General features: G+C 57.5%; 20 protein-coding genes. 16 read left to right on the top strand and 4 right to left on the bottom strand.

Features of this window, described 5'->3' with window-relative positions:
* Window positions 1-2: 2 nt before the first annotated feature.
* Entirely contained in the window at window positions 3-779 is a 777-nt protein-coding gene (locus tag DSM14862_RS17975; RefSeq protein ID WP_007120958.1) for an IclR family transcriptional regulator, read from the bottom strand.
* A 174-nt stretch (window positions 780-953) separates the two neighbouring features.
* On the opposite strand from DSM14862_RS17975, the gene DSM14862_RS17970 reads away from it, so the two are divergent.
* The 14 genes from DSM14862_RS17970 to DSM14862_RS17905 all read left to right on the top strand — a co-directional run bounded on the left by DSM14862_RS17970 (window position 954) and on the right by DSM14862_RS17905 (window position 17,377).
* A complete protein-coding gene (locus DSM14862_RS17970) occupies window positions 954-1,934 on the top strand; it encodes an ABC transporter permease (RefSeq protein ID WP_279625051.1) in 981 nt (326 codons plus the stop codon).
* Window positions 1,931-2,773: an ABC transporter permease gene (locus tag DSM14862_RS17965; RefSeq protein WP_007120960.1), complete on the top strand. Its 843-nt coding sequence runs from the start codon at window positions 1,931-1,933 to the stop codon at window positions 2,771-2,773. The genes DSM14862_RS17970 and DSM14862_RS17965 overlap by 4 nt, the downstream gene beginning before the upstream one ends.
* The gene (locus tag DSM14862_RS17960; protein WP_007120961.1) at window positions 2,770-4,422 is read left to right on the top strand and encodes an ABC transporter ATP-binding protein; all 1,653 of its coding nucleotides are present in this window, start codon (window positions 2,770-2,772) and stop codon (window positions 4,420-4,422) included. The genes DSM14862_RS17965 and DSM14862_RS17960 overlap by 4 nt, the downstream gene beginning before the upstream one ends.
* A gap of 4 nt (window positions 4,423-4,426) precedes the next feature.
* Window positions 4,427-6,019 (top strand): ABC transporter substrate-binding protein, encoded by a 1,593-nt coding sequence (locus tag DSM14862_RS17955; RefSeq protein WP_243254418.1) that lies wholly within the window; start codon window positions 4,427-4,429, stop codon window positions 6,017-6,019.
* 70 nt (window positions 6,020-6,089) lie between these two features.
* Window positions 6,090-6,902: a polysaccharide deacetylase family protein gene (locus DSM14862_RS17950; RefSeq protein ID WP_243254419.1), complete on the top strand. Its 813-nt coding sequence runs from the start codon at window positions 6,090-6,092 to the stop codon at window positions 6,900-6,902.
* The gene (locus DSM14862_RS17945) at window positions 6,899-7,639 is read left to right on the top strand and encodes an SDR family NAD(P)-dependent oxidoreductase (protein ID WP_007121537.1); all 741 of its coding nucleotides are present in this window, start codon (window positions 6,899-6,901) and stop codon (window positions 7,637-7,639) included. Before DSM14862_RS17950 ends, DSM14862_RS17945 begins: the two co-directional genes overlap by 4 nt.
* Window positions 7,636-8,391 carry an SDR family NAD(P)-dependent oxidoreductase gene (locus tag DSM14862_RS17940; RefSeq protein ID WP_007121538.1) on the top strand — a complete coding sequence of 252 codons (756 nt, stop codon included), beginning with the start codon at window positions 7,636-7,638 and terminating at the stop codon, window positions 8,389-8,391. The genes DSM14862_RS17945 and DSM14862_RS17940 overlap by 4 nt, the downstream gene beginning before the upstream one ends.
* Window positions 8,388-9,482, top strand: coding sequence for an NADH:flavin oxidoreductase/NADH oxidase (locus tag DSM14862_RS17935; RefSeq protein ID WP_243254420.1), 1,095 nt, complete (start codon window positions 8,388-8,390; stop codon window positions 9,480-9,482). Before DSM14862_RS17940 ends, DSM14862_RS17935 begins: the two co-directional genes overlap by 4 nt.
* A gap of 540 nt (window positions 9,483-10,022) precedes the next feature.
* On the top strand, window positions 10,023-10,295 hold the full coding sequence (locus DSM14862_RS17930) for a pyridoxamine 5'-phosphate oxidase family protein (RefSeq protein WP_322790853.1): 273 nt from the start codon (window positions 10,023-10,025) through the stop codon (window positions 10,293-10,295).
* Window positions 10,296-10,820: 525 nt separating this feature from the next.
* The gene (locus DSM14862_RS17925; RefSeq protein WP_243254421.1) at window positions 10,821-12,404 is read left to right on the top strand and encodes a hypothetical protein; all 1,584 of its coding nucleotides are present in this window, start codon (window positions 10,821-10,823) and stop codon (window positions 12,402-12,404) included.
* A gap of 434 nt (window positions 12,405-12,838) precedes the next feature.
* Complete coding sequence (locus tag DSM14862_RS17920) at window positions 12,839-14,530, top strand: VWA domain-containing protein (protein ID WP_243254422.1); 1,692 nt, start codon at window positions 12,839-12,841, stop codon at window positions 14,528-14,530.
* Window positions 14,527-15,060, top strand: a complete 534-nt coding sequence (locus DSM14862_RS17915) for a TadE/TadG family type IV pilus assembly protein (protein ID WP_007121541.1) — start codon at window positions 14,527-14,529, stop codon at window positions 15,058-15,060. Before DSM14862_RS17920 ends, DSM14862_RS17915 begins: the two co-directional genes overlap by 4 nt.
* Entirely contained in the window at window positions 15,057-15,641 is a 585-nt protein-coding gene (locus tag DSM14862_RS17910; protein ID WP_243254423.1) for a TadE/TadG family type IV pilus assembly protein, read from the top strand. The genes DSM14862_RS17915 and DSM14862_RS17910 overlap by 4 nt, the downstream gene beginning before the upstream one ends.
* A 560-nt stretch (window positions 15,642-16,201) precedes the next feature.
* Complete coding sequence (locus DSM14862_RS17905) at window positions 16,202-17,377, top strand: nucleotide sugar dehydrogenase (protein WP_007121406.1); 1,176 nt, start codon at window positions 16,202-16,204, stop codon at window positions 17,375-17,377.
* Between the two features lie 226 nt (window positions 17,378-17,603).
* Here the strand turns inward: DSM14862_RS17905 and DSM14862_RS17900 are convergent, their stop codons facing one another.
* Together DSM14862_RS17900 and DSM14862_RS17895 are read right to left on the bottom strand one after the other, a co-directional pair.
* The gene (locus DSM14862_RS17900; RefSeq protein ID WP_007121407.1) at window positions 17,604-17,996 is read right to left on the bottom strand and encodes a hypothetical protein; all 393 of its coding nucleotides are present in this window, start codon (window positions 17,994-17,996) and stop codon (window positions 17,604-17,606) included.
* Window positions 17,997-18,344: 348 nt separating this feature from the next.
* Window positions 18,345-19,193: a DUF4214 domain-containing protein gene (locus tag DSM14862_RS17895; RefSeq protein WP_040702063.1), complete on the bottom strand. Its 849-nt coding sequence runs from the start codon at window positions 19,191-19,193 to the stop codon at window positions 18,345-18,347.
* A 749-nt stretch (window positions 19,194-19,942) separates the two neighbouring features.
* Between DSM14862_RS17895 and DSM14862_RS17890 the strand changes: the two genes are divergently transcribed.
* On the top strand, window positions 19,943-20,110 hold the full coding sequence (locus DSM14862_RS17890) for a hypothetical protein (protein ID WP_007121410.1): 168 nt from the start codon (window positions 19,943-19,945) through the stop codon (window positions 20,108-20,110).
* An 80-nt stretch (window positions 20,111-20,190) separates the two neighbouring features.
* The gene (locus tag DSM14862_RS17885) at window positions 20,191-20,337 is read left to right on the top strand and encodes a hypothetical protein (protein ID WP_165481305.1); all 147 of its coding nucleotides are present in this window, start codon (window positions 20,191-20,193) and stop codon (window positions 20,335-20,337) included.
* Between the two features lie 99 nt (window positions 20,338-20,436).
* On the opposite strand, the gene DSM14862_RS17880 is transcribed toward DSM14862_RS17885, so the two are convergent.
* Window positions 20,437-20,793: an H-NS histone family protein gene (locus DSM14862_RS17880; RefSeq protein WP_243254424.1), complete on the bottom strand. Its 357-nt coding sequence runs from the start codon at window positions 20,791-20,793 to the stop codon at window positions 20,437-20,439.
* Window positions 20,794-20,979: the final 186 nt, after the last annotated feature.

Raw genomic sequence — 20,979 nt, 5'->3', positions numbered from 1 at the left:
CCTCAGAGCGCCTTGGCTGCAGCAATTGCGTGCGGCGCGAACCGGCGGCGGAATTCCTGCTCACCCCACTCGGCAAGAGAGCCGGCGATATGGATCGCTCCCAGCGGGTGTCCCCGATGATCCACGATCGATGCCGAAAGGACGATCTCTCCGATCAACGTTTCCTCGAGCGCGCAGGCATAGCCGTCGGTGCGGGCCTCACGGACCTTCTCCATGATCGCGATGGGATCGGTAATTGTGCGTGCGGTCAGTGGTATACGATCGGACCTCTCAATCAACGTGCGGGCGCGGTCCTCATTCAAGCGGGCCAGGCAGGCGCGCCCGCCCGAGGTGCAGAAGGTTGGAATACGCCGCCCGGCCAGCGTCGCATAGAATGTCTCGCGCTTACTTTGCAGCCGCATGGCGTAGATGATGGTTTCATTGTCGAACAAGCTGAGATCCACTCGTTCACGCGCGGTTGCGCGCAGTTGGGACAGCACCGGCGCGGCACGCTCGATCAGAGAGTTTGTGCGCAGGTAATCGAAAGACCGGTCCAGCACAGCCTTGCCCGGCAACAACCCGGCATTGTTGGGCGCGTGCTCAAGATAGCCAAGCGCCAGAAGAGTCTGCGCCACCCGTTGCGTCGCGCTTTTGTCTATGCCGGCGGCCTGTGCCAACTCGCGCAGGGACAACGGGCGGGGTTGGTCGCCGAAGACTTCAAGCACCTTAAACGCACGCGCAACCGAGCGCAAAAAAAGGCGACTATCGACCTCATTAGTAGCATCTGTGTTCACGGACATCTCCTTATTTCGCAATCTCCCCGGCGACAATTGACGGGTGAGAAATTTAACTCTAACGTATATATCAACACGACCGTATTGCAATGCAATACGGTTATAGCTTAGAAATGTGGAATTTTTCGTGATACAGTCTCGGCTTTTCAAAGGCGCGGATTCACCATTGGTGGCTTGGTCGTGAGCAGGCTGCTTCTTTCAATCGTGCTGCGCCTAGCCAAGGCTGTAGCGGTGATCTTGGCCATCGTGCTGCTGAACTTCATCCTTATCCGGCTGGCGCCAGGCGATCCGGCCAGTGTCATGGCCGGGCAAGCTGGCGCCGCGGACGAAAAGTTCATGCTGCAATTACGGTCACAGTTCGGGCTGGACCAGCCGCTGCCGGTGCAGGCGTGGGACTATATTGCGGGCATCTTTCAAGGAGACCTGGGCTATTCCTATCGCCAGGGCACGGCAGTGTCCGAACTGATCCTCGATCGGTTGCCGGCGACGTTACTGCTGACTGGAACCGCCTTTGCCATCGCCTTGCTTGGCGGGATCGCGATGGGCAGCCTCGCGGGGCTGAACGCCGGACGACCGATTGATTTCGTGATCTCAGTGGTCTCGCTAATCTTTTACGCTACGCCGCTGTTCTGGGTTGGGCTGATGTCAATCCTACTGTTCTCGGTTTATCTGGACTGGTTGCCAGCTTTCGGCATGACGCAGGTAGGGAGCCGCCTGACCAGCTGGGCCTATTTTCTTGACGTGGCCCGCCACCTGGTTCTGCCAGCAACTACGCTGGGTCTATTCTACATGGCGGTCTATGCCCGCATGACCCGCGCCTCGATTCTTGAGGTGCGCGATCAGGACTTCGTGCGCACCGCACGGGCGATGGGCTTGCCCCGCCGGCGCATAGTGCGCAGCCACATCCTGCGCAATGCGCTCTTGCCGATTATCACGCTCGCGGGGATTCAAGCCGGGCAGTTGGTGGGTGGGGCGATATTGACCGAAACTGTGTTCGGCTGGCCCGGCATTGGGCGGCTGGCCTTTGACGCGCTTTTGCAGCGCGACTACCAGGTTCTGCTTGGGGTGTTCTTCGTCACCTCGATCATGGTCGTCGCCTTCAACATTATCACCGATCTTCTCTACCGCGTCATCGATCCCCGGATTGGAGCCGAAGTATGACCCTGACCCTGCGCCGCTTGGCAACCGACCCCAAGGCTCTGATCGGCTTTACCATTCTGTTAATGGCAACGCTGGCAGCCATCTTCGCGCCGGTGCTGTTTCCGCGCGACCCTTGGATGATGGTCACACGTCCCTTCGTTCCACCGTTCGAGAACCCGCAGGTTTGGCTGGGTACAGATATGCTGGGACGTGACATCCTCGCGGGGCTTGCCTATGGCGCGCGGATGTCGCTGATCGTGGGGTTGTTCTCGACCGTAGCGGCGGTCAGCATCGGCGTCGTAATCGGCGCGATTTCGGGTTATTTCGCAGGCTGGGTGGATGACGTGCTGATGCGGATCACCGAGTTCTTCCAGACCATCCCGACCTTCGTCTTTGCGCTGCTGATGGTCGCGATTCTCGAGCCGTCGGTTACCTCGATCATTATAGCTATTTGCGTCGTTAGCTGGCCGCCCGTGGCCCGCTTGGTCCGTTCTGAATTTGCCAGCCTGCGCAGCCGCGACTTCGTGCGGGCGGCAACTGTACTGGGTGAAAGCCACACGCGCATCATCGTGTCGCAAATCCTGCCCAACACCCTCTCCCCGGTGATCGCGATGGCATCACTGATGGTGGCCACAGCGATCCTGACCGAGGCGGCAATCAGCTTCCTTGGTCTGGGCGCCCCCAACCGGATGAGTTGGGGCTATATGATTGGGGCTTCGCGGACAGTGATCCGCCAGGCTTGGTGGATGAGCTTCTTTCCCGGCGTCGTGATCCTGCTAGTGGTGCTGGCCCTCAATCTCGTGGGAGAGGCGCTGAACGATGCGTTCAACCCGCGTCTGGCCCGGAAGGGACGCCAATGACCGCCCCGCTGCTGAGCGTCGAGAAGCTGACCGTCGCGTTGCCGCAAGGGGGCGAGCGGGCCTTTGCTGTGCAGGATGTCAACCTGACCCTCGAACGGGGGGAAGTGCTGTGCATCGTGGGCGAGAGCGGGTCGGGCAAGTCGATCACCGCCTCAGCGATGATGAACCTGCTGCCCTCAGACTTGCTGACCATCCGGTCGGGGCGCATAGATTTCCAGGGCACCGACCTGTTGTCCCTGTCCGAGCGGCGGATGCGCGACATTCGCGGCAACCGGATATCGATGATCTTCCAAGAGCCCATGACCTCGCTGAACCCGGTGGCCCGGATCGGCGATCAGCTTGCGCAGGTGCTCGAGGCCCATGGCGTGGCCGCGCGCGACCGCCCCACTCGGGTGATGGAACTGGTGCGCGCGGTGGGCCTACCCGACCCCGAGGGTATCGTGAAACGATATCCGTTCCGCCTGTCGGGCGGTCAACGGCAGCGGGTGATGATCGCGATGGCGCTGGCGATGGAGCCCGACATCCTGATCGCGGACGAACCCACCACCGCGCTCGACGTGACCACTCAAGCGCAGATCCTGCGGCTGATCCGCGCGTTGCAACGTGATCGGGGCATGGGTGTGCTGTTTATCACCCATGATTTCGGAGTGGTGGCCGACATTGCCGACCGAGTGGCGGTGATGCAGAACGGCGAAGTGGTCGAACAAGGTCCGATCGACCGGGTTCTGAATGCCCCTGCGCATCCCTATACCCGCAAGCTGATCGCCGCCGTGCCGCGCTTTCGTGAAACCGCCGCCGCCGCGCGTGGCGAGACGCCGCTATTGTCGGTGCGAGATCTGACCAAGATCTACCGTTCGGGCGGTCCGATCCGCGGTGTCAAGGAAGTGCGCGCCGTCGATGGCGTCAGCTTCGACATCCGCCGTGGCGAAACGCTGGGGCTGGTGGGCGAAAGCGGTTCGGGAAAATCGACCATCGGCCAGTGCCTGATGCGCATCGCCTCGGTCGAGGGCGGGGAGATCCGCTTCGACGGGCGCGACATCTCGCATGTGCGCGGCGCCGATCTTCTGGCCTATCGCGCGCGGGCGCAGATGGTGTTCCAGGATCCGTTCGCCTCGCTCAACCCGCGGCATCGGATTGGCCGGTCGATCTTGTCGGGCCCGCTAGCCCACGGGGTTCCCCACTGCAAGGCCCAGGCTCGCATGGCCCGGCTCTTGGAACGCGTCGGACTGAACGCCGCCGCGGCCGAGCGCTACCCGCATGAATTCTCGGGCGGCCAGCGCCAGCGCATCGGCATTGCCCGGGCGCTGGCGGTCGAGCCCGACCTGCTGATCGCCGACGAGGCGGTGTCGGCATTGGACGTGAGCGTGCAGGCCCAGGTTCTCGACCTGCTGCGCGAGATCCGCGACGAGTTCGATCTGGCGATGCTGTTCATCACTCATGACCTGCGCGTCGCTTCGAATATCTGCGATCGGGTGGTTGTATTGCATCGCGGCCGCATCGTCGAACAGGGCCCCGTGACCCAGGTATTTTCGTCCCCGGGGGATGATTACACCAAGGAACTTCTGGGCGCTGTGCCGGGCCGGTCCTGGCACGGCGACCCGCAGCAAGGGGCCGCGGAGATCGGCCCTACTCATACCAGCAAGGAGTAACACCATGACCAGACTGACCAGACGAGGCCTGCTGCAAAGCAGTACCGCCGCAGTTGCTCTCGCCGGGCTCGTGCCCGGCGCTTTACGTGCCCAGAGCCAGAGCGGAAAGAGCATGAACATCATCGCCTTTCCCGAACCCCCGACCCTGTTTATCGGGCTGGATCAAAACGGCTCGACCCAGACTGTGGCGGGCAAGATCTATGAAAGCCTGCTGACCTTTGATTTCGACTTCAACCCGCAGCCCGGTCTGGCCGAAAGCTGGGAAATCAGCGACGACGGCCTGATCTATACGTTCAATCTGGTCGAAAACGCCACCTGGCACGATGGCAAGCCCTTCACCGCCCGAGACGTGGTCTTCACCTGCGGCGATTTTCTAATGGAGGTGCATCCGCGGGCCCGCGCGATCTTCGAGAATTGTGAGAGCATCAAAGCACTGGACGATCATCGCGTGCAGTTCACACTGAAACAGCCCTTTGGACCGTTTCTGATGGGCTTCGAGATGTCAACTGCGCCGATGATTCCGGCGCATCTCTATGAGGGCACCGATTACCGAACCAACCCCAATAACGAGTCCCCGATCGGCACCGGCCCCTTCAAGCTCGCCGAATGGCGGCGCGGCCAGTATATCCGGCTCGAGCGCAACCCCGACTACCACGGCGTGGGCCAGCCGCATCTGGACGAGTTGATTTTTCCGATTCTGCCCGATGCCGGCGCGCGCGCGGTAGCGCTGGAACAGGGGCAAGTGCAGCAATCGCAATTCTTCGACATTGAGCTGTTTGACGTGCCCCGTCTTTCGCAGATGTCGCACCTCGACCTGATTTCGCGCGGGTATGAATTCTATGCGCCGGTCGCACGGATTGAGTTCAATACCCGTGTGGCCCCGTTTAACGACGTGCGGTTCCGTAAGGCAATCAACCACGCGCTCGACCGGTCGTTGTTCTCGGACGCTATTTTTTTCGGGCTGGGCAAACCGGCCACCGGGCCGATCAGCAACCGAACCCGGTATTATACCGATGACGTCACCGTCTATGACCTGAACCTAGATCGCGCCCGCGCGCTGCTGGACGAGATGGGCCTGACGCCGGACGACGACGGCATCCGCACTACGGTTAAGTTTCTGCGCCTGCCCTGGGGCGAGACTTGGGCCCGCTTTGCCGAGATGGTCCAGCAGCAGTTGGCCGCGATCGGCGTCCGCGTCGAAATCGAGCCCTCGGACCCGGCTTCTTGGACACAACGCTATGCCAACTGGGAGTTCCAGATGACCTCGAACTATCCCTACCAGTTTGGCGATCCGGCACTGGGGGTGGCACGTTTTTTCGTGTCCTCGAACATCCGCAAAGGCGTCGCCTATTCCAACTGCACGGGATATTCCAACCCCGAGGTAGACGAACTCTTCGCTGAAGGCGCGCGGGGTGTCACCGACGAAGAGCGCCAAGCGGCCTATACCAAAGTGCAGCAGATCCTCACCGACGAGGTGCCGATGGCTTGGCTGGTCGAGGTTGATTTTCCGACCCTACTAGATACCCGTTATGAAGATACGGTGGTCTCGGCCATCGGCGTGAACGAGACTTATCGTAAAGCAAAGCTGGCCGACTGATCGGCCCCGCCCTCCCTCCGAGCTAGGCACGGAGGGGGGCAGATTGCACATACAACACAGGAGATATCACATGATATGGCCGAACGGGGCAAAAAGCGCCACCATGCTCACCTTCGATTTCGACGCCGAAACGCTGTGGCTCTCACGCGATCCGGCCAATGCGAAAAAACCTGGCGTGCTGTCCCAGGGCATCTATGGAGCGCAGCGCGGCGTGCCCGAAATCCTCAAGGTGCTCAAGGATCACGATCTTCCTGCGACCTTCTACACCCCCGGCTGGACCGCCGAGAAGTATCCCGACCGCATGCACGCCATTCTCGAGGCTGGACACGAAGTTGGGCATCACGGCTATTTGCACGAATGGATTGACCCGTCAAAACCAGAAGACGAGCGCGCGGCCTTCGAAAAGGGGTTAGAGGCGCTGAACCGGGTGGCCGGCATCACCCCCACCGGTTACCGATCGCCGGCCGGAGAGACCTCGCCCAATCTGATCTCGCTGATCGAGGAATTTGGACTGCTTTACGACAGTTCGCTGATGACCGATGTCACGCCTTATCGGCATACCCTGGAGGACGGTCGCCCCGGCCCGGTCGAGCTGCCATGGCATTGGTCGTCTGACGACGCGCCCTACATGATCTTCGCGATCCAGACCCCGCGCCCGATCCGGAGCAACGACGAGGTGTTCCAGATTTGGCGCGACGAGTTCGACGCAATTCACGAAATGGGAGGGTTGTTTAACCTGGTAATGCACCCGCAATTCACCGGACGCCCGTCTCGGCTGCGGCTGCTGCACCGAATGATCGAACATATTACCTCGCAAAGCGACGTGTGGATCGCTACCGGACACCAGGTCGCCAGCGCCTGGGACCAGGCAAACCCAAAATGACCAGCATGGCGGGGCGGCGGATCGCCATCACCGGTGCTGCCGGAGCGTTGGGGCGTGCCGCCGCCCATCGTCTTGCGGCGGCAGGGGCGGTGCCGGTACTGTTTGATCTCGACGGGGTAGCGGCGCGAGCGCTGGCGCAGGAAACCGGCGGCGCGGCGCAAGCGCTTGACATCACCGATAGCCAAGCCGTTGCTGCGGCTTTTGCCCGGATCGGCCCGCTGCACGGGCTGGTCAACAGTGCGGGCATCGAAGGTCCCACCGGATCGCTGGACGAGGTGGACCCCGCCTCTTTAGACCAGGTGATGGCGATCAACGTGCGCGGCTCACTCGCCTGCGCCCAGGCGGCGGTGCGCGCCATGCGTGCCACGTCCCGTGGCCATGGCGCTATCGTTAATATCGCCTCGACCGCCGGGCTGTTGGGCTCGGCGCATCTGGGAATTTATGCCATGTCTAAGACGGCGGTGATCTCGATGACCCGCTCGCTGTCGATAGCCCTCGCGGCCGAGGGCATCCGAGTGAACGCTGTCTGTCCCGGTTCGATCGACAGCAAGATGTTTGAGCGCAGTACCGCTGGGCCTGATGCCGCGGGTCGACGAGATCGTCTGATCGGGATGCACCCCATGTCCCGGCTCGGCCGCCCCGACGAGGTGGCCGAGGCCGTGCTCTGGCTGCTCTCAGACGCCGCGAGCTTCACCACGGGGGCTGTGCTGCCCGTTGATGGCGGACGACTGGCATGACCCGTCCTGTCGCCATCGTCACCGGTGCGGCCATCGGAATCGGTCAGGCCGTGGCTGCGCGCCTTCTGGCAGACGGCTTCTCGCTCGTGGCCTGCGATCTCCAAGATTTCGCGGACAGCGCCGAGCATCGCCACGACGTTGTGGCCGATGTCGCGGCCGCCGAGACCCCCGAGCGTCTTTGCCGCATCGCGGACGGTCTTGGCCCGCTGGCGGTGCTGGTAAACAACGCCGGGATCGGGGGAGCCCAATCGGTAAGCGAGACTGAGGACGACCGCTGGGCCCAGATCCTTGACGTCAATCTAGGTGCCGCCATGCGGTTGAGCCGCGCTGCCTTGCCCGCGATGATCTCCGAAGGTGAGGGCAGCATCGTGCACATGGCCTCGGTCTATGGCCAATTGGGCTTTCGCACCACTGCCGCCTATGCTGCTTCCAAGGCTGGGCTCGAAGGGCTGACTCGGCAGATGGCTGGAGATTACGGCCCGCATGGTATCCGCGTGAACGCTGTGGCGCCGGGGCTGATCAATACCGACCTGACCCGGGGTCTGCTCAAAGATCCTATCTATCGTCAATTGATGATCCACGGCACCCCACTGCCTGGTCCGGGCTTGCCCGAGGATGTGGCAGGCGCGGTGTCCTTCCTGTGCTCATCAGATGCCCGGTTCGTCAGCGGCATCACCCTGAACGTCGATGGCGGTTGGGCCACCACGCGCACCAACCACAGCCATCCCACCAGCAGAGGTTTTCCTAGATGACCGCCACCTTGTTTTCGCCCTATCGCCTCGCCGAGACCGAGCTTGCCAATCGTATCGTCGTGGCGCCGATGTGCCAGTATAGCGCCGCTGAAGGCGTGGCGGGGGATTGGCACTCGCTGCACTGGGGGCAGATGGCGCTGTCCCGCGCCGGGCTTCTGATGGTCGAGGCTACGGGCGTTTCACCCGAGGCGCGAATCACGCTGGGCTGCTTGGGCCTTTGGAACGACGCGCAGGAGGCCGCCATTGCCGAAAGGCTGTCCAGGACGCGGGCGGTGTCGGACTTAGTGATCGGCATCCAGCTCGGTCATGCTGGGCGCAAGGGCTCGACCTTGAAGCCGTGGGAGGGCGCGGGTCATGTCGGCGCCGAACAGGGCGGCTGGGAGGTTCCGGCACCATCGGCACTTCCATTTGCCGATGGTTGGCCGACACCACGCGCAATGATCGAGGCCGAGATCGCCGATGTGGTCGATGATTTCGCCGCCTCTGCCCGCCGCGCTGTACGCTTAGGGTTCCAAGTAATCGAAATCCATGCCGCGCATGGCTACCTACTGTCCTCGTTTCTGTCACCGTTAGCCAACCGGCGCGAGGATGGTTGGGGGGGAACCCTTGAGAACCGGATGCGGCTTCCTTTGACGGTGTTCGAAGCGGTGCGCGCGGTCGTCCCTGAAGCTATTCCCGTAGGCGTGCGCTTCAACAGTACCGACTGGACGCAAGATGGGATCACCCCGGACGAGGCGGTAGGTTTTGCACGCGCGTTGCGTGCGCGGGGCTGCGACTTCGTGGACATCTCCAGTGGGGGCAACACGATAACGAAGATTCCGGTTGGGCCGGGTTACCAGATAGCGACGGCCGATCGTATCCGCCGCGAGATCGGAATTTCGACGATGGCGGTGGGCATGATCCGTGCACCGCTGCACGCCGAGGCGATCATCGCCACGAAACAGGCCGACCTCGTGGCGATCGGGCGCGGCTTTCTCAACAATCCGCGCTGGCCTTGGCATGCCGCCGAGGAGCTGGGAGTCGACCTCGTCGTGGCGCCGCAATATCAATATGGCGCGACGACGGTCTATCGTCCCACCCGCGGACGCTGACATCTGCAGTGAGGACCGCCGACCCGATGGCGAGGCACGAGTGGATATCCCCACCGGGCCGAGGGGGCCCGTGCCAACCGTAGATGCACCCTGACCCCATAGAGCTATGGGGGCCAATATCTGGTAGGCCGCACTCCAAACGTGCAGAATATTCTACCGCTGGTGCATCATGCCGATGTTCTTCTCGTCGGCGTGACTGGCCTCATCCGCCACAAGTTGAATAATTACCGGTCGCCTTCTTGCGTGCAGTGTCCATGTACTAGGCCAGACGCTCATTGGCAGCCTGTACGCCCTTGTGAGTGAGTTCTTCGGCACCAGACGCATCGACGGAAGCAACCATTTTCAGACAGATCTTCGCGGAAGTCTTTCTTGACCTGAGACAACGCCATGAATGTAGCCAGCAAATCAGTCTGTCCTGTCTGCACCTGACAGCAACCGTTTCGACCAGAGAAAAATGCCCACTTATTGTTGTCTTGCGCCACGTCCAGAGCACCGTATCGAGGACAGAGCTGCTTTTATAGCCACTAAGACAGCCGCAAAATCCGCGACCTAAGGAGCAATAACTGTGTTGGGTTGTCGTTCCAAGGTTCGGGCGGGGTGATGGGGCTTGTCGGTAAACCGGGCGCGATGGTCCACGTGCAGGGCCATGCGAGCTTGATCGACGTTCGCGCAACCTTTGAAGAGCACTGGGTGCCGGAACTCGAGTATTGGTCTAAAGAAGGGATAGACACCCCGGGGATGATCATGATCCACGTCCATGCCGACCGGAGCCATTATTGGGACGGGATGGAGGCAGGAGAGGTCAGGCCGTAAGGCGCCAGCCGCCGCATTTCTTAGCCTGCATGGAGGCGTAGGGCGTGGCCTTCAAAATGGCCATTACAGGTGCTGGCAGCAGGCCCGCGCGCGAAAGATTGATGTCTCTTTGCAAAATACAGGACGCGCTAAGGGTCCCCAAGTTCATTCTTTAGCCGTACAAAAGGCTGGCATCGGGGGGCGATCTCGCTGTTGCGGAGGGGCGCGGGGTCTGACTTGCCACGCACGGCCACTTTGATGAACCCTCCTTCACCGGCAGTTTTGCGAAGACAAGAAGCACCGTCGCTCCCCCGCCTACGCCTCTGCAATGGTTGAGAAAGAAACTAATCTGAACGGGTTCTCCACAAACCGCGCGTCTCGAAGAGTTGGCAGTTATAACACCTTGGACTTTGCCCTCAAAATGATATGGTGGCGCAAAGGATTTGCTTGATGTCTGATGTTATTCGGTTTCCACGGTCTATTAGGTCGAGTGCTCTGGCCGTCTCTGGTCTGACTGAGGCCGAGGATGCGCCCGGCAGCTTCAAGATGTCAGACCTCTACGGCAGAGTACGAGAAGATGAGGCTATCGATGATGGCCACTCTGACGCTGACACCAACGTTTCCTTTCTCCAACAGCCCAGCAGCCTGCCTGCACCGGTCACAGGGTGGTCCAACCAGGAGTTGGCGGATCTTTACCGCACGCAACGGATCCTGGCCCTGGCCGGTGTGACGACCCAAGTGGATCGCGGGGTCACCGATGAAGGAGACCCGTGGTTTATCTTCATAGACAGCCAAGACGAGGTGCTGGTGCACTTCAGCCGTTTTGACGGGGCCTATATGGTCTCCAGTCAGATGCAGGACGCCCCCATCAAAGGCGACAGCTTGCAAGATCTGGTTGCTGAATTCTCACGCCGTGTGAAACCGGTGACGCAAGCCGGACAACCGGGGCAAAACGTTGTCTCGATCGCAAAGCGCAACCGCGATGTGGTCTTCATACACCCCGCAGCAGCTTTGGCAGCATTGGTGTGGTCGATCTATCTGATGTCAGATGAGCTCATTGCAGCCACCCCTATGATTGCTGCAGGAGAGGCTGAAGGCACAGGACCCACTTCCGTGGAAAAAAACGCAGTCGGCGACATCGACCCTGCGACAGATCACGCAGATGAGCTGCCGTACGTTGCTCAAAAAACGCCCCCGCTTCCCGCGGACCAGGACCTGACAAAACAGGGGGCAATCGCGTCCTCCAGCCGTGAAGGTTTGGCTCTTGGCTTCTCTGGACACGGCGCTAAAGTCGTAGGAGCCAGCTTGAGCCTTGTTGCTCTTGCCGCAGGCCTGCCCCTGCCTGCGAGCAATGCACTTGAAGTTGTAGATGAGAATGGCGCCTTGCAAAAGCTAAGCTTGGCAAGCCTGTCCGCAGCACTCACCCAAGTTAAAGAAAAAGAAGCTGCCCTTTTGATGGCCTCGGAGATCACCAAACTGCAGCAGCGACAGATCGATACGACGGCACCCTCTGATGAAGAAGGGCCAGCCGAGACGCCCACTATGGAGACGACCGCAGAGACGCCTGCGGCTTTTGAGATCGTACAACCAACGCATAGCGCTGAAATTGCAATTCTTTCCACTCATGTACCGGAGGCATCCCCGAGTTCTATGGCGCGCGATGACGTTTCAGAGAGCGCCAAGAAAGTAAAAGAGGCCCCACCGGCATCTTCTGCAGATGCCGCCTCTGAGACCGCTAAAGAAATCAGTTTTTTGCAGAGCTTTGACGCAGCATTCGGGAGCTTCGAAATCACCAGCCTCGACAAAATTGCTGAAACTGAACTCACTCAATTGTGGAACCTCGAAGACGCAAAGGATGTGCCAAATCCGCTAAGCCCGATCCAAGGCGTCCAGGGCCTTGAGACTTTTGATCAAGATGCGCGGGTTTTCCTGGATTTCTTGCTACACACCTATAGCAATATCAAAGTCGTCAACTTGGCCACAGAGATCATATTTATCCATATGGATGCCTTTGATGGAAACGACAGCGCGCATGAAATCTACGCCAAAAGCTGGTCGTTTGATGATGGCGGCACAATTTCCACCATCGGTTTCAAAAGTGACATGGCCCAATTTGATCTTATCGCCTGAGGGTCGCAGGTCCGCGGTTCCTGCCGAGTAAAGAGCAGGAAAGGGGCGCTGTCCCACGTTTCCGTTTCTTCTGGGCGGGCTCCGCCCACCTTGTTTACACGCCACCGCCCGCATCCCCTATGAGAGTGAGCAGGCGCGATGCAATCCTCTTCGGTTTAGAAATACATCGGGAAACTTAGCTCAAGGCTGCCGACACTCCGTTGTGCTGCGTGAATGCGGCTGACAGGTTCTCATCACAGTAAGTGCTTGATGTCGCCATAAAAAGGCTTCTTTTCCAGGGTCTTTTATTCATGAGATTCGATGAGTAAGGCAAAAAATGTACAGTCGCGACATATCGCCAATCCAGCTGAGAGCTTGCTCGCCGAACTATATCGAGACCGTCACACACAGCAGTTTCTTTGTACAATTGTAACCTCCGCAGAAGAGGAAACCCCATGGGGCGCAGTGCTATAAAAACATTGTTGGTCAAGAAACTAGATCAGTTCCGGAAGGAGGAGGACGGCGGCATGCTGGTCCTCATGATCATGCTTTTCCTAGTGATGACCGTGGGTGGCGGTCTTGCTGTCGATCTGGCCAATCACGAGCGCACACGGACCACGTTCCAGACCCATCTCGATAATGCTGTGCTTGCGGCTGCGAGCCTTTCACAGGAGTTAAACCCCGAAGATGTGGTGTACAGCTACCTGTCTGCTGCCGGTCTTGATACCTCGCGTGTCAGCGTAGACGCCCGCGAAGACAAGATCGGTGGCATCTTGGTTGGCCGAACGGTGGAAGCCTCAATCCTTGGCGGACTCAACACTTACTTCTTTCGGTTTTTCGACATCGAAAGGTTTAACATGGTGATCTCCTCTCAGGCGACCGAGCGGGTGGAAGATATCGAGATCTCGCTCGTGCTTGATGTATCAGGGTCTATGGCTTGGTCCGCACGGGGAGGCGGTGGCGCCAAAATTGACCTGCTTAAAGGTGCTGCAAGTGATTTCGTCGAGACGATCTTAAACGATTCCGAGGAAGATCGGGTTTCAATCTCGATCATCCCCTATTCGACAAAAGTGAATGCGGGAGAAGACTTGCTTGAGCAGTATACCGTGACCCAGGAGCATGACTACTCGCATTGTGTCGATTTTAATGCCGATGATTATACGGACTTGGCAATCAGCCCCAGGACCGAGCTCCAGCGCACAGGCCATTTCCAGTTTCAGCAGATGTCCACCAGCGATCCCCGCAGCGGGCAGTGGGTCTGTCGACATGATGGGGGTTTTTCGATCACACCTCTCTCCAAATCGGTTAGTGATCTTAAGAGACAGATCGCGGCGCTTACACCTGAAGGTTCAACGTCGATTGATATGGGGGCAAAATGGGGCTTGGCTCTGCTGGACCCTTCTGCCCGAGGCCCTGTCTCGGCGCTGATTGCATCAGGTCAGGTTGATGCTTCGTTCCGTGAGCGCCCTCACCCACATGACGCCGAGAACAGCATGAAGGTCTTGGTGCTGATGACGGATGGCAAAAACGACAATGAGTATCGCCTTCAGCCTGAGTATGCGTCGGGGGATGCAAAGGTCATTCGAACGACGTCTACCGCTTCACACCTCTTCTATACCGTTGATGCACCGGAAACGAACGGTACAAATGACGGGAGTTGGCCCAACAACGAGCGCTATTTCTACGCCACGCATCCTTTTGAAGAGGAGCGCATGTGGGATGAGCATACATTGCGCGACAACCCGAGACTGGAGCGCTATGCAAATCAACTAGAGGAAAAGCATCTGTCTTGGCCTGAAGTCTGGGCCGAAATGTCCCCAGAATATTATGGCTACAACCTGTATGGGCGGCAGGGCAACTCGTGGTGGTCATGGAATTCCCGTTTGCAGAGCTTCTGGCAGAACATGCATAGTACGATTGGCACAGACGAGAAGGATCGGCGCCTCCGTAACATCTGTGCTGCAGCGCAGAGAGCTGGTATTGTGATCTACGCGATCGGGATGGATGTCGACAGCCAGAACTCCCTCGACCTTCTGAAAGAATGTGCCTCTACCGAAGCTCATTACTTCGATGTCGATGGGCTGGAAATCCAAACTGCCTTTGACATGATCGCCGCGTCCATTTCCATGCTCAGGCTAACGAAATGACCTCATTGTTCAAAAGAAGCTCCTTCCGAGCGTCTGAAGAAGGCGGTGTAACCATTGAGTTCGTCCTATTGGTGCCGCTGGTACTCTACTTCTTCTTTTTGGCGCTCGAAACGGGCCTTTGGAGCGCCCGCGAAATCATGTTGCGCCGCGCAACCAATCTGGCCGTGAGGGATGTGCGTCTGTCCACGGCCAATCCCCCAGGCTATGAAGAGATGAAATCCCTGATCTGCGAGCGGTCTTCCTTTACTGCCGGGTGCCTGGACGGCATTCGGATTGAGATGCGTGCGCTGCCGGTGGCCGAATGGGATAACGTTTCCGGCCCGGCGCTCTGTGTTGATCGATCCGAGGATTATGACCCGGCAAACAACTTCACCGCCGGCCAGCAGAATAATATAATGCTGATGCGCGTTTGCCGTCTTTTTGAGCCTCTTCTTCCGGGCACCGGCCTGGGGCGTGAACTGCCGGCGGGCTCTGACGGCGCCTATGGCGTGCACATTACCACTGCTTTTGTAACGGAACCTCGCGGATGAAACGTGCGAACAAAACCATGTTCTCCTTTTTCAAGGACGAGAGCGGGAGCCAGACAATTGTCTTTGTCATTCTGTTGCCCCTCCTAGTTTGGTCAATTCTTGCGATGCTGGCCTTCACGGACATGTTTCGAGTCCGGGCGATCGCCACAGACGCAACTGCCGTCATTGCCGATAGCCTGTCGCGACAAACCATGCCCATTGATGCAGATCACCTCGAAGGCCTGCAGTCGATTGCAGGGCATCTGACGCGATATGGCGATGGTGTCTCGTTGCGAGTCACCCAGTTGCGCTGTGCGAGGAATTGCGAAAATCTCGCCCGCCGCGTGTTACGGGTTGATTTCTCGCAAGGCGTTGGAATGGCAGGTCTGCGCAACCGCGACTTTTCTGAGGGCGAGCAGCGCGCCCGTGTACCCTTGATGACTGGCGGCGACCGGGTGGTGCTGGTGGAGACGTCCTTCACCCACGAACCAATTGCAAACGTTGGGCTGAACCCCTCCGAGATCAATATGTCTCACGCCACCCGCATGCGCTTTGCACCGCAACTTTGTTGGGAAGAATGCACAATCGACAACGCCAGCTGATCCTTTCGGAGGAAGCCCTGCAGCTTCGCGCAAACTGGCCTGCCTTTATGAACTCAGGATGTTAAGCCAACTGCGACCCCTCGGCAGCGCCATAGGGCGCGACACAAAACGATGCTGCCTTAAATAGAGGGCGGGCCAAAGAACAGGGGCCAGGCGGGCCGGGCCTTCGAGGGAAAAGAAAAGCAGGACGGCGCTTACGGTTATACCGTGCACGCCCAGGCGGAACATTACAGCGTTGATATCGCTTTTCCGTTTCGGGTGCGCAGCGCATGATGTCCCTCTAAGGAGGGGCCCGCTTTTCTGAGGGCAGAGGGCATTTCGCAAGGAGAGTACCCCGTTTGCCGGGCGCCAAAGCCGCAGAAGCCGCTAGGGATGCAAGTGACGACTTATCTGAAACGCGGCGGTCGCCTCCACAATACTGCCCTTGAGCGTGCCCAAGATCAGCCTCACATTCCCATTAACGATCATAGCGATGAAGTGCATAGACAGTGGGTTTCCATAGGAGGGGGTCACGGTTTATCAGTTTCTCTCAAAGAGATGTAGAAAAGGCGCGCCCTCGCATGTCCAAGACTAAAATTGCCGTGGCCGGGATTGGCTATGTAGGACTGTCCAACGCCGTTTTGCTGGCCCAGCACAATGATGTAACGGCAGTGGATCTGAACCCGGATCGCGTAGCAGAAGTGAATGCGGGCCGTTCACCGATCGTGGATCCCGAGATTGAACGCTATCTGGCAGAAATACCCTTAAGCCTGCGCGCCACGACTGTTGCTGCAGAGGCTTACAGTGAGGCAGAGTTCGTCATCATCGCCACGCCTACGAACTACGATCCGCAGACGAACGTCTTTGATACGTCCAGTGTCGAAGCGGTGGTGCGCGAAGTCATGGTTCTCAACACGAAGGCAACCATTGTCATCAAATCCACCGTGCCGGTGGGCTATACTGCAGCCCTTTGCGCAAAGCTTCAGACCGACCAGCTGATCTTCAGCCCCGAGTTTCTGCGCGAGGGCCGTGCTCTATATGACAACCTGCACCCGTCGCGTATCGTGGTGGGCGAAGACAGTGTTCGAGCGCGCCGTTTTGCAGCGCTTCTGGCCGAAGCAGCGCGCACTTGCGATATCCCTATACTCTTCACCGGCGCGGCCGAAGCTGAGGCAGTAAAGCTTTTCGCCAATACTTTCCTCGCCATGCGCGTCGCCTATTTTAACGAGATGGACAGCTATGCGCTGTCCAATGGGCTCGATACACGCCAGATCATCGACGGCGCTTGTCTCGATCCGCGCATTGGCCAGCAATACAATAACCCTTCTTTTGGGTATGGGGGCTATTGCCTGCCCAAAGATACAAAGCAGTTGTTGGCCAATTATTCGGATATTCCGCAAAATCTGATCCACGCGATCGTGGAGGCCAATCGCACCCGCAAAGACTTCGTTGCCGAACGGATCCTTGCGTTAAGCCCGCGCAAAGTCGGCATCTACCGGCTGGTGATGAAAACCGGATCTGATAATTTCCGTCAAAGTTCGGTGCAAGGGATCATGAAGCGACTGAAAGCCAAGGGCCTCGAGGTTATCGTCTATGAACCAGCGCTGCAGGAAGACAGCTTCTTTGGGTCCGCCGTGATCGAAGATCTCGATGCATTCAAGATGCAGGCGGATGTGATCGTGGCAAACCGCCGTCATACCGATCTTGAAGATGTCAGCGAGAAGGTTTTTACCCGAGATCTGTTTGGTGCCGACTGATGTGCGAGGGCAGGGCGCCTTCGGATCAAATCGCCCGCTTTAGCCATTTTTCGCAGTCTTGTAGCGTAGTAGGGTAAGGCGCGTGCTTAATTTCGACCTAAGCGACCACCAAGATCAGTGGTCGTACGCCTGCAAACCTTTTCGATCAGTCTCACCCATTGTGTTTTGCTGAGCCCCGAGCGCTGACCCTCGGGAAGTTAGACAAAGTACGTTTCAACAAATTATATCAGTGCTGCATGAACGTGTGCTTTTTAACGACCCCAAAAAAGCTGCAGGTAGGGCCATTAAACTTGGAGCAATTCTGTTGAGGCATGATCTTTATCAGCCCCTGAGTTGAATCGCGTAGCACAAGCGCGCAGTGATTACCGTCTAGGTTTTGACTGAAGGTAAGTTGTCCGTCCGATAAGGGCCTCAATTCCCCTGCAACTTCGCCAGAGCACTCCTTCCCTTTAATACGCAGCACCGCCTGGCCCTGGAAAACCTTCAGCGTCCCTGTGCCGCCGTCCTGATCGGTTTCATAGCTGCCGTCGGAAAGTTCAAACGCCTGAAGGTCTTGGGGCGCGCTCAAAAATACGCAGGCTGCAGCCAGCAGCCCAATGTAGGAAGCTTTAATCTTCATGGTTCACCTTTGTTTATGTCCATTGAAGGGGTGAACCCCTTCAATGAATATCCTGCTGCTCTTTTATTAGGTGAGCGGCCTGCTAGGTCGTATCGGCCGCTTCACGGTTGGCCCCCATGTGGGTTTCAGGATGGTGGACAGGCCCGCGCTCTGACAAGCCCTACATAAACAAAATTTCCAAATGATCCGTTGAGCGAAGCGCCGAGGACACAGTTTTATCTTTCAAATTTTCAAGTTTTTCGCCCAGCATACGATCAAAAAATTCTTAGATTGGACCGAGATTTCGCATCTAAATTCAATGCGCTGTCGAGATGCCAGCGCTCAACCTGCCATCTCGACTAATTGGCTTTAGACGAAAACACCGTCAGAATAGGTGGTTCCGACCAACCCTGCGAACTCATCCGACTGCATCATATAGGCAAGGGCCTCATCGACCGTATCGGCAACCCCGTTTACATCGAGGTATTCTTTCCAGAATGTCAGACCTGCTGCATCCGCTTCTCGATCAAATAGGTTATTGTAGATAGATTGAACCAAGGCCTCAGCATTATTCAGCACTGCGCCATATTGTTGAGCAAAAGCATCTGTTTGCGTGAATGCATTTGTCAGAGCAAAGGTGTCGATTGCGCCTCCCTCATAGAGATTGAGCCAAAAGTCGAAACCAGCAGCATCCGGTTGGCTGTTGCCAAGCAGAGCATCATAGGCAGCTTTAACCAAGCCTGCGCCATCCTCGATATCCAAGAACAACGTGCCATCGGTAAACTCAAGGCGCTCCAAGCCTACAAGTTTCTGAGGCGCTTCACCCGGTAAGGTGATTGTGACACCGTCATCCTCAACCGATATTTGTGTCCCACTAAAGGGCAGTTTGAACGTTTGGATGTCATTTCCATTTTGATCTTGCGTGACTCCGACGCCATCGCCAGGTTCTGCCGTTCCAAACCCTTCGACGTCACTCAGCAAAGTTTCGTCCGGCAAGTTCTCAATTGCGCTCCGAAGTTCTTCAACTCCTGCCGAAACGAGAACCGGGTTGGCCTCAATCAAAGTCAGGGACTCATCAAGCTCTGGGGTAATTGTCACTCCAAGACTAATAAGAATTTCCCGCAGTTGAGAAGCAATGCCTTCAGAGTCGTCTAATAGGGGGCTGTTCGCCGCGAGCGTAAGTAGGGGGCGGATGTCCCCAACCGTAAGTTGGTCCATGTTGAAACTCCTAAATAGAATAACCTTATCAGGCAATTCTCGTGCAACCCACGCGGGAGAATCGCCACGTAATCAAAAGGATATGCCGGTAAAACAAAACTGGCTATAAAAATGACAACAATATGGCAACTCAGGGTTGGATCGCCCACTGGAATGCGGGGTCTGTAGCTTTCGGATCAACAAAGCAGCGTATGAAGCAGTTGTCGCCTAAAAGTGCGAGTGCCTTTGTCACTTCTCGCCAAAGAGCCTTAGCCCTATCCAGAAAGGTTGCTGACATCCGGTACGTTCATTTCGGGTCTGGAAACTGATATCGATTTATATGTTCCCGATCGGTACCATTTGCTCGCAAACCCAAGCGAGAACACTCCTAAGTAACCGATCGGGACCATCTCCTTTAAGGGCCGCCGATCATGCGGAGTTGCAGTGAGCAGCCGGCCCCCCAACGTCAAAACTTTTGGTCCCGGAGCTTATGGGGGTCGAGGAGGCCCGCCTTTATGGCGAAATGGTTCGTAGCCAACGCAAGGCGCTAGGTTTACGTTAGGAAGGTGTGGTTAACAGCACCGGAGTTTGTCGACGCTATGTCATCGAGACGGAAGGCGGCAAGCCCACCCTTCGGATCGGACCCGCGCTGAGGATTGCGCGCTTTCTGGGTATCGAACCTGTTATTGTGCAGGCGCAAAGCATAACGCCGAAAGAAGAACTCCCTGAAATAAATCCCGACGACCTTCCACCGTTGGAGGATTGAAGTGATGATCTTCTACGAGAGCCGGGAAGTGGCCGAAATCAAGCCAGATGAGACTGGAGCGACCCTGACCTATGCTAACGACTGGCAAAACCTCCGGGGCTTGCGGCGGGATGGGACGGGGATCATGTCAAAGGCCGGCATTGGCAGCGCGAAGCTGCGCTTGTCGGGCTAAATCCTAGCTTGATCCTCCGGCGGGTAGTGAAGCTTTGCCGAACGGCTCTCGCTCTGCTGCCTCAAGCCGCTGAAGAAATCATGGCGATGGATGACGGTGCGAAGCATTACATCCAAGACATGGAAAAATATATCGCAGAGCGCGCCAACTTTTTACTCAACGGCCTTGCCGAACAAGATCCAGATGCGATCAAGTGGGCGCGGGTGCGTGTCGACGCCGTCCCTTGAACAAGCTTTTGTCTACTTGTTCAGGAAACAGGGTCCAAGCCTGAAAATATGGCTAGTAAAGGGATGAAGACCCTCGCAGTCGCGAGGGCCAAAGCTTCATTAGTCTGCAATGCGCATTGTCTCAGGCGCGGTTCCTGCGGTAATCTGATCGCGGTACCAGTTGGGCTGCCGTCCTTTTCCAGTCCAAGTTTGCGTCTTATCGGCAGGATTGGAAAAGACGGGTTTCGACGGCTTTTTAGCAGCTTTTGCTTTGCGCTTTGTCTTCGCGGGCACCGGGCTTGCGAGTTCTGCAATTTCACCTAGCGAAAAGCCAAACTCAGCAGCTGCTTTGGAAGCAGCCTTCTTTGCCTCACGATGATCCTTCGCTATTGCAGATGCTAACGCTTTTTGGACATCATTCAAAAGCTTTTCGAGCTCTTTGCGAGACATTGTCTTCAGTTCACTTTTATCGATCATATATGGTTTCCATTTTTCTTTCGAGCTGAGCCTCTAATGGAGTTTAATATGCATGCGATATCATCTGTTCAAGTTATGTTAGTAGATTTAATGCTTTAGGTATCGCGTTTGTGATTTTCACAAGTACTGAAAGGGCAGGGCTTATGCTCGTTTTCAGTTCGCTAAGCACGCATCATATGCAAGATT

It is taken from the genome of Sulfitobacter indolifex (assembly GCF_022788655.1).
GTDB classification, from domain to species: Bacteria; Pseudomonadota; Alphaproteobacteria; order Rhodobacterales; family Rhodobacteraceae; genus Sulfitobacter; species Sulfitobacter indolifex.
Note: the sequence above shows the minus strand (reverse complement) of the source record. Positions and strands in the feature narration are given on the sequence as shown.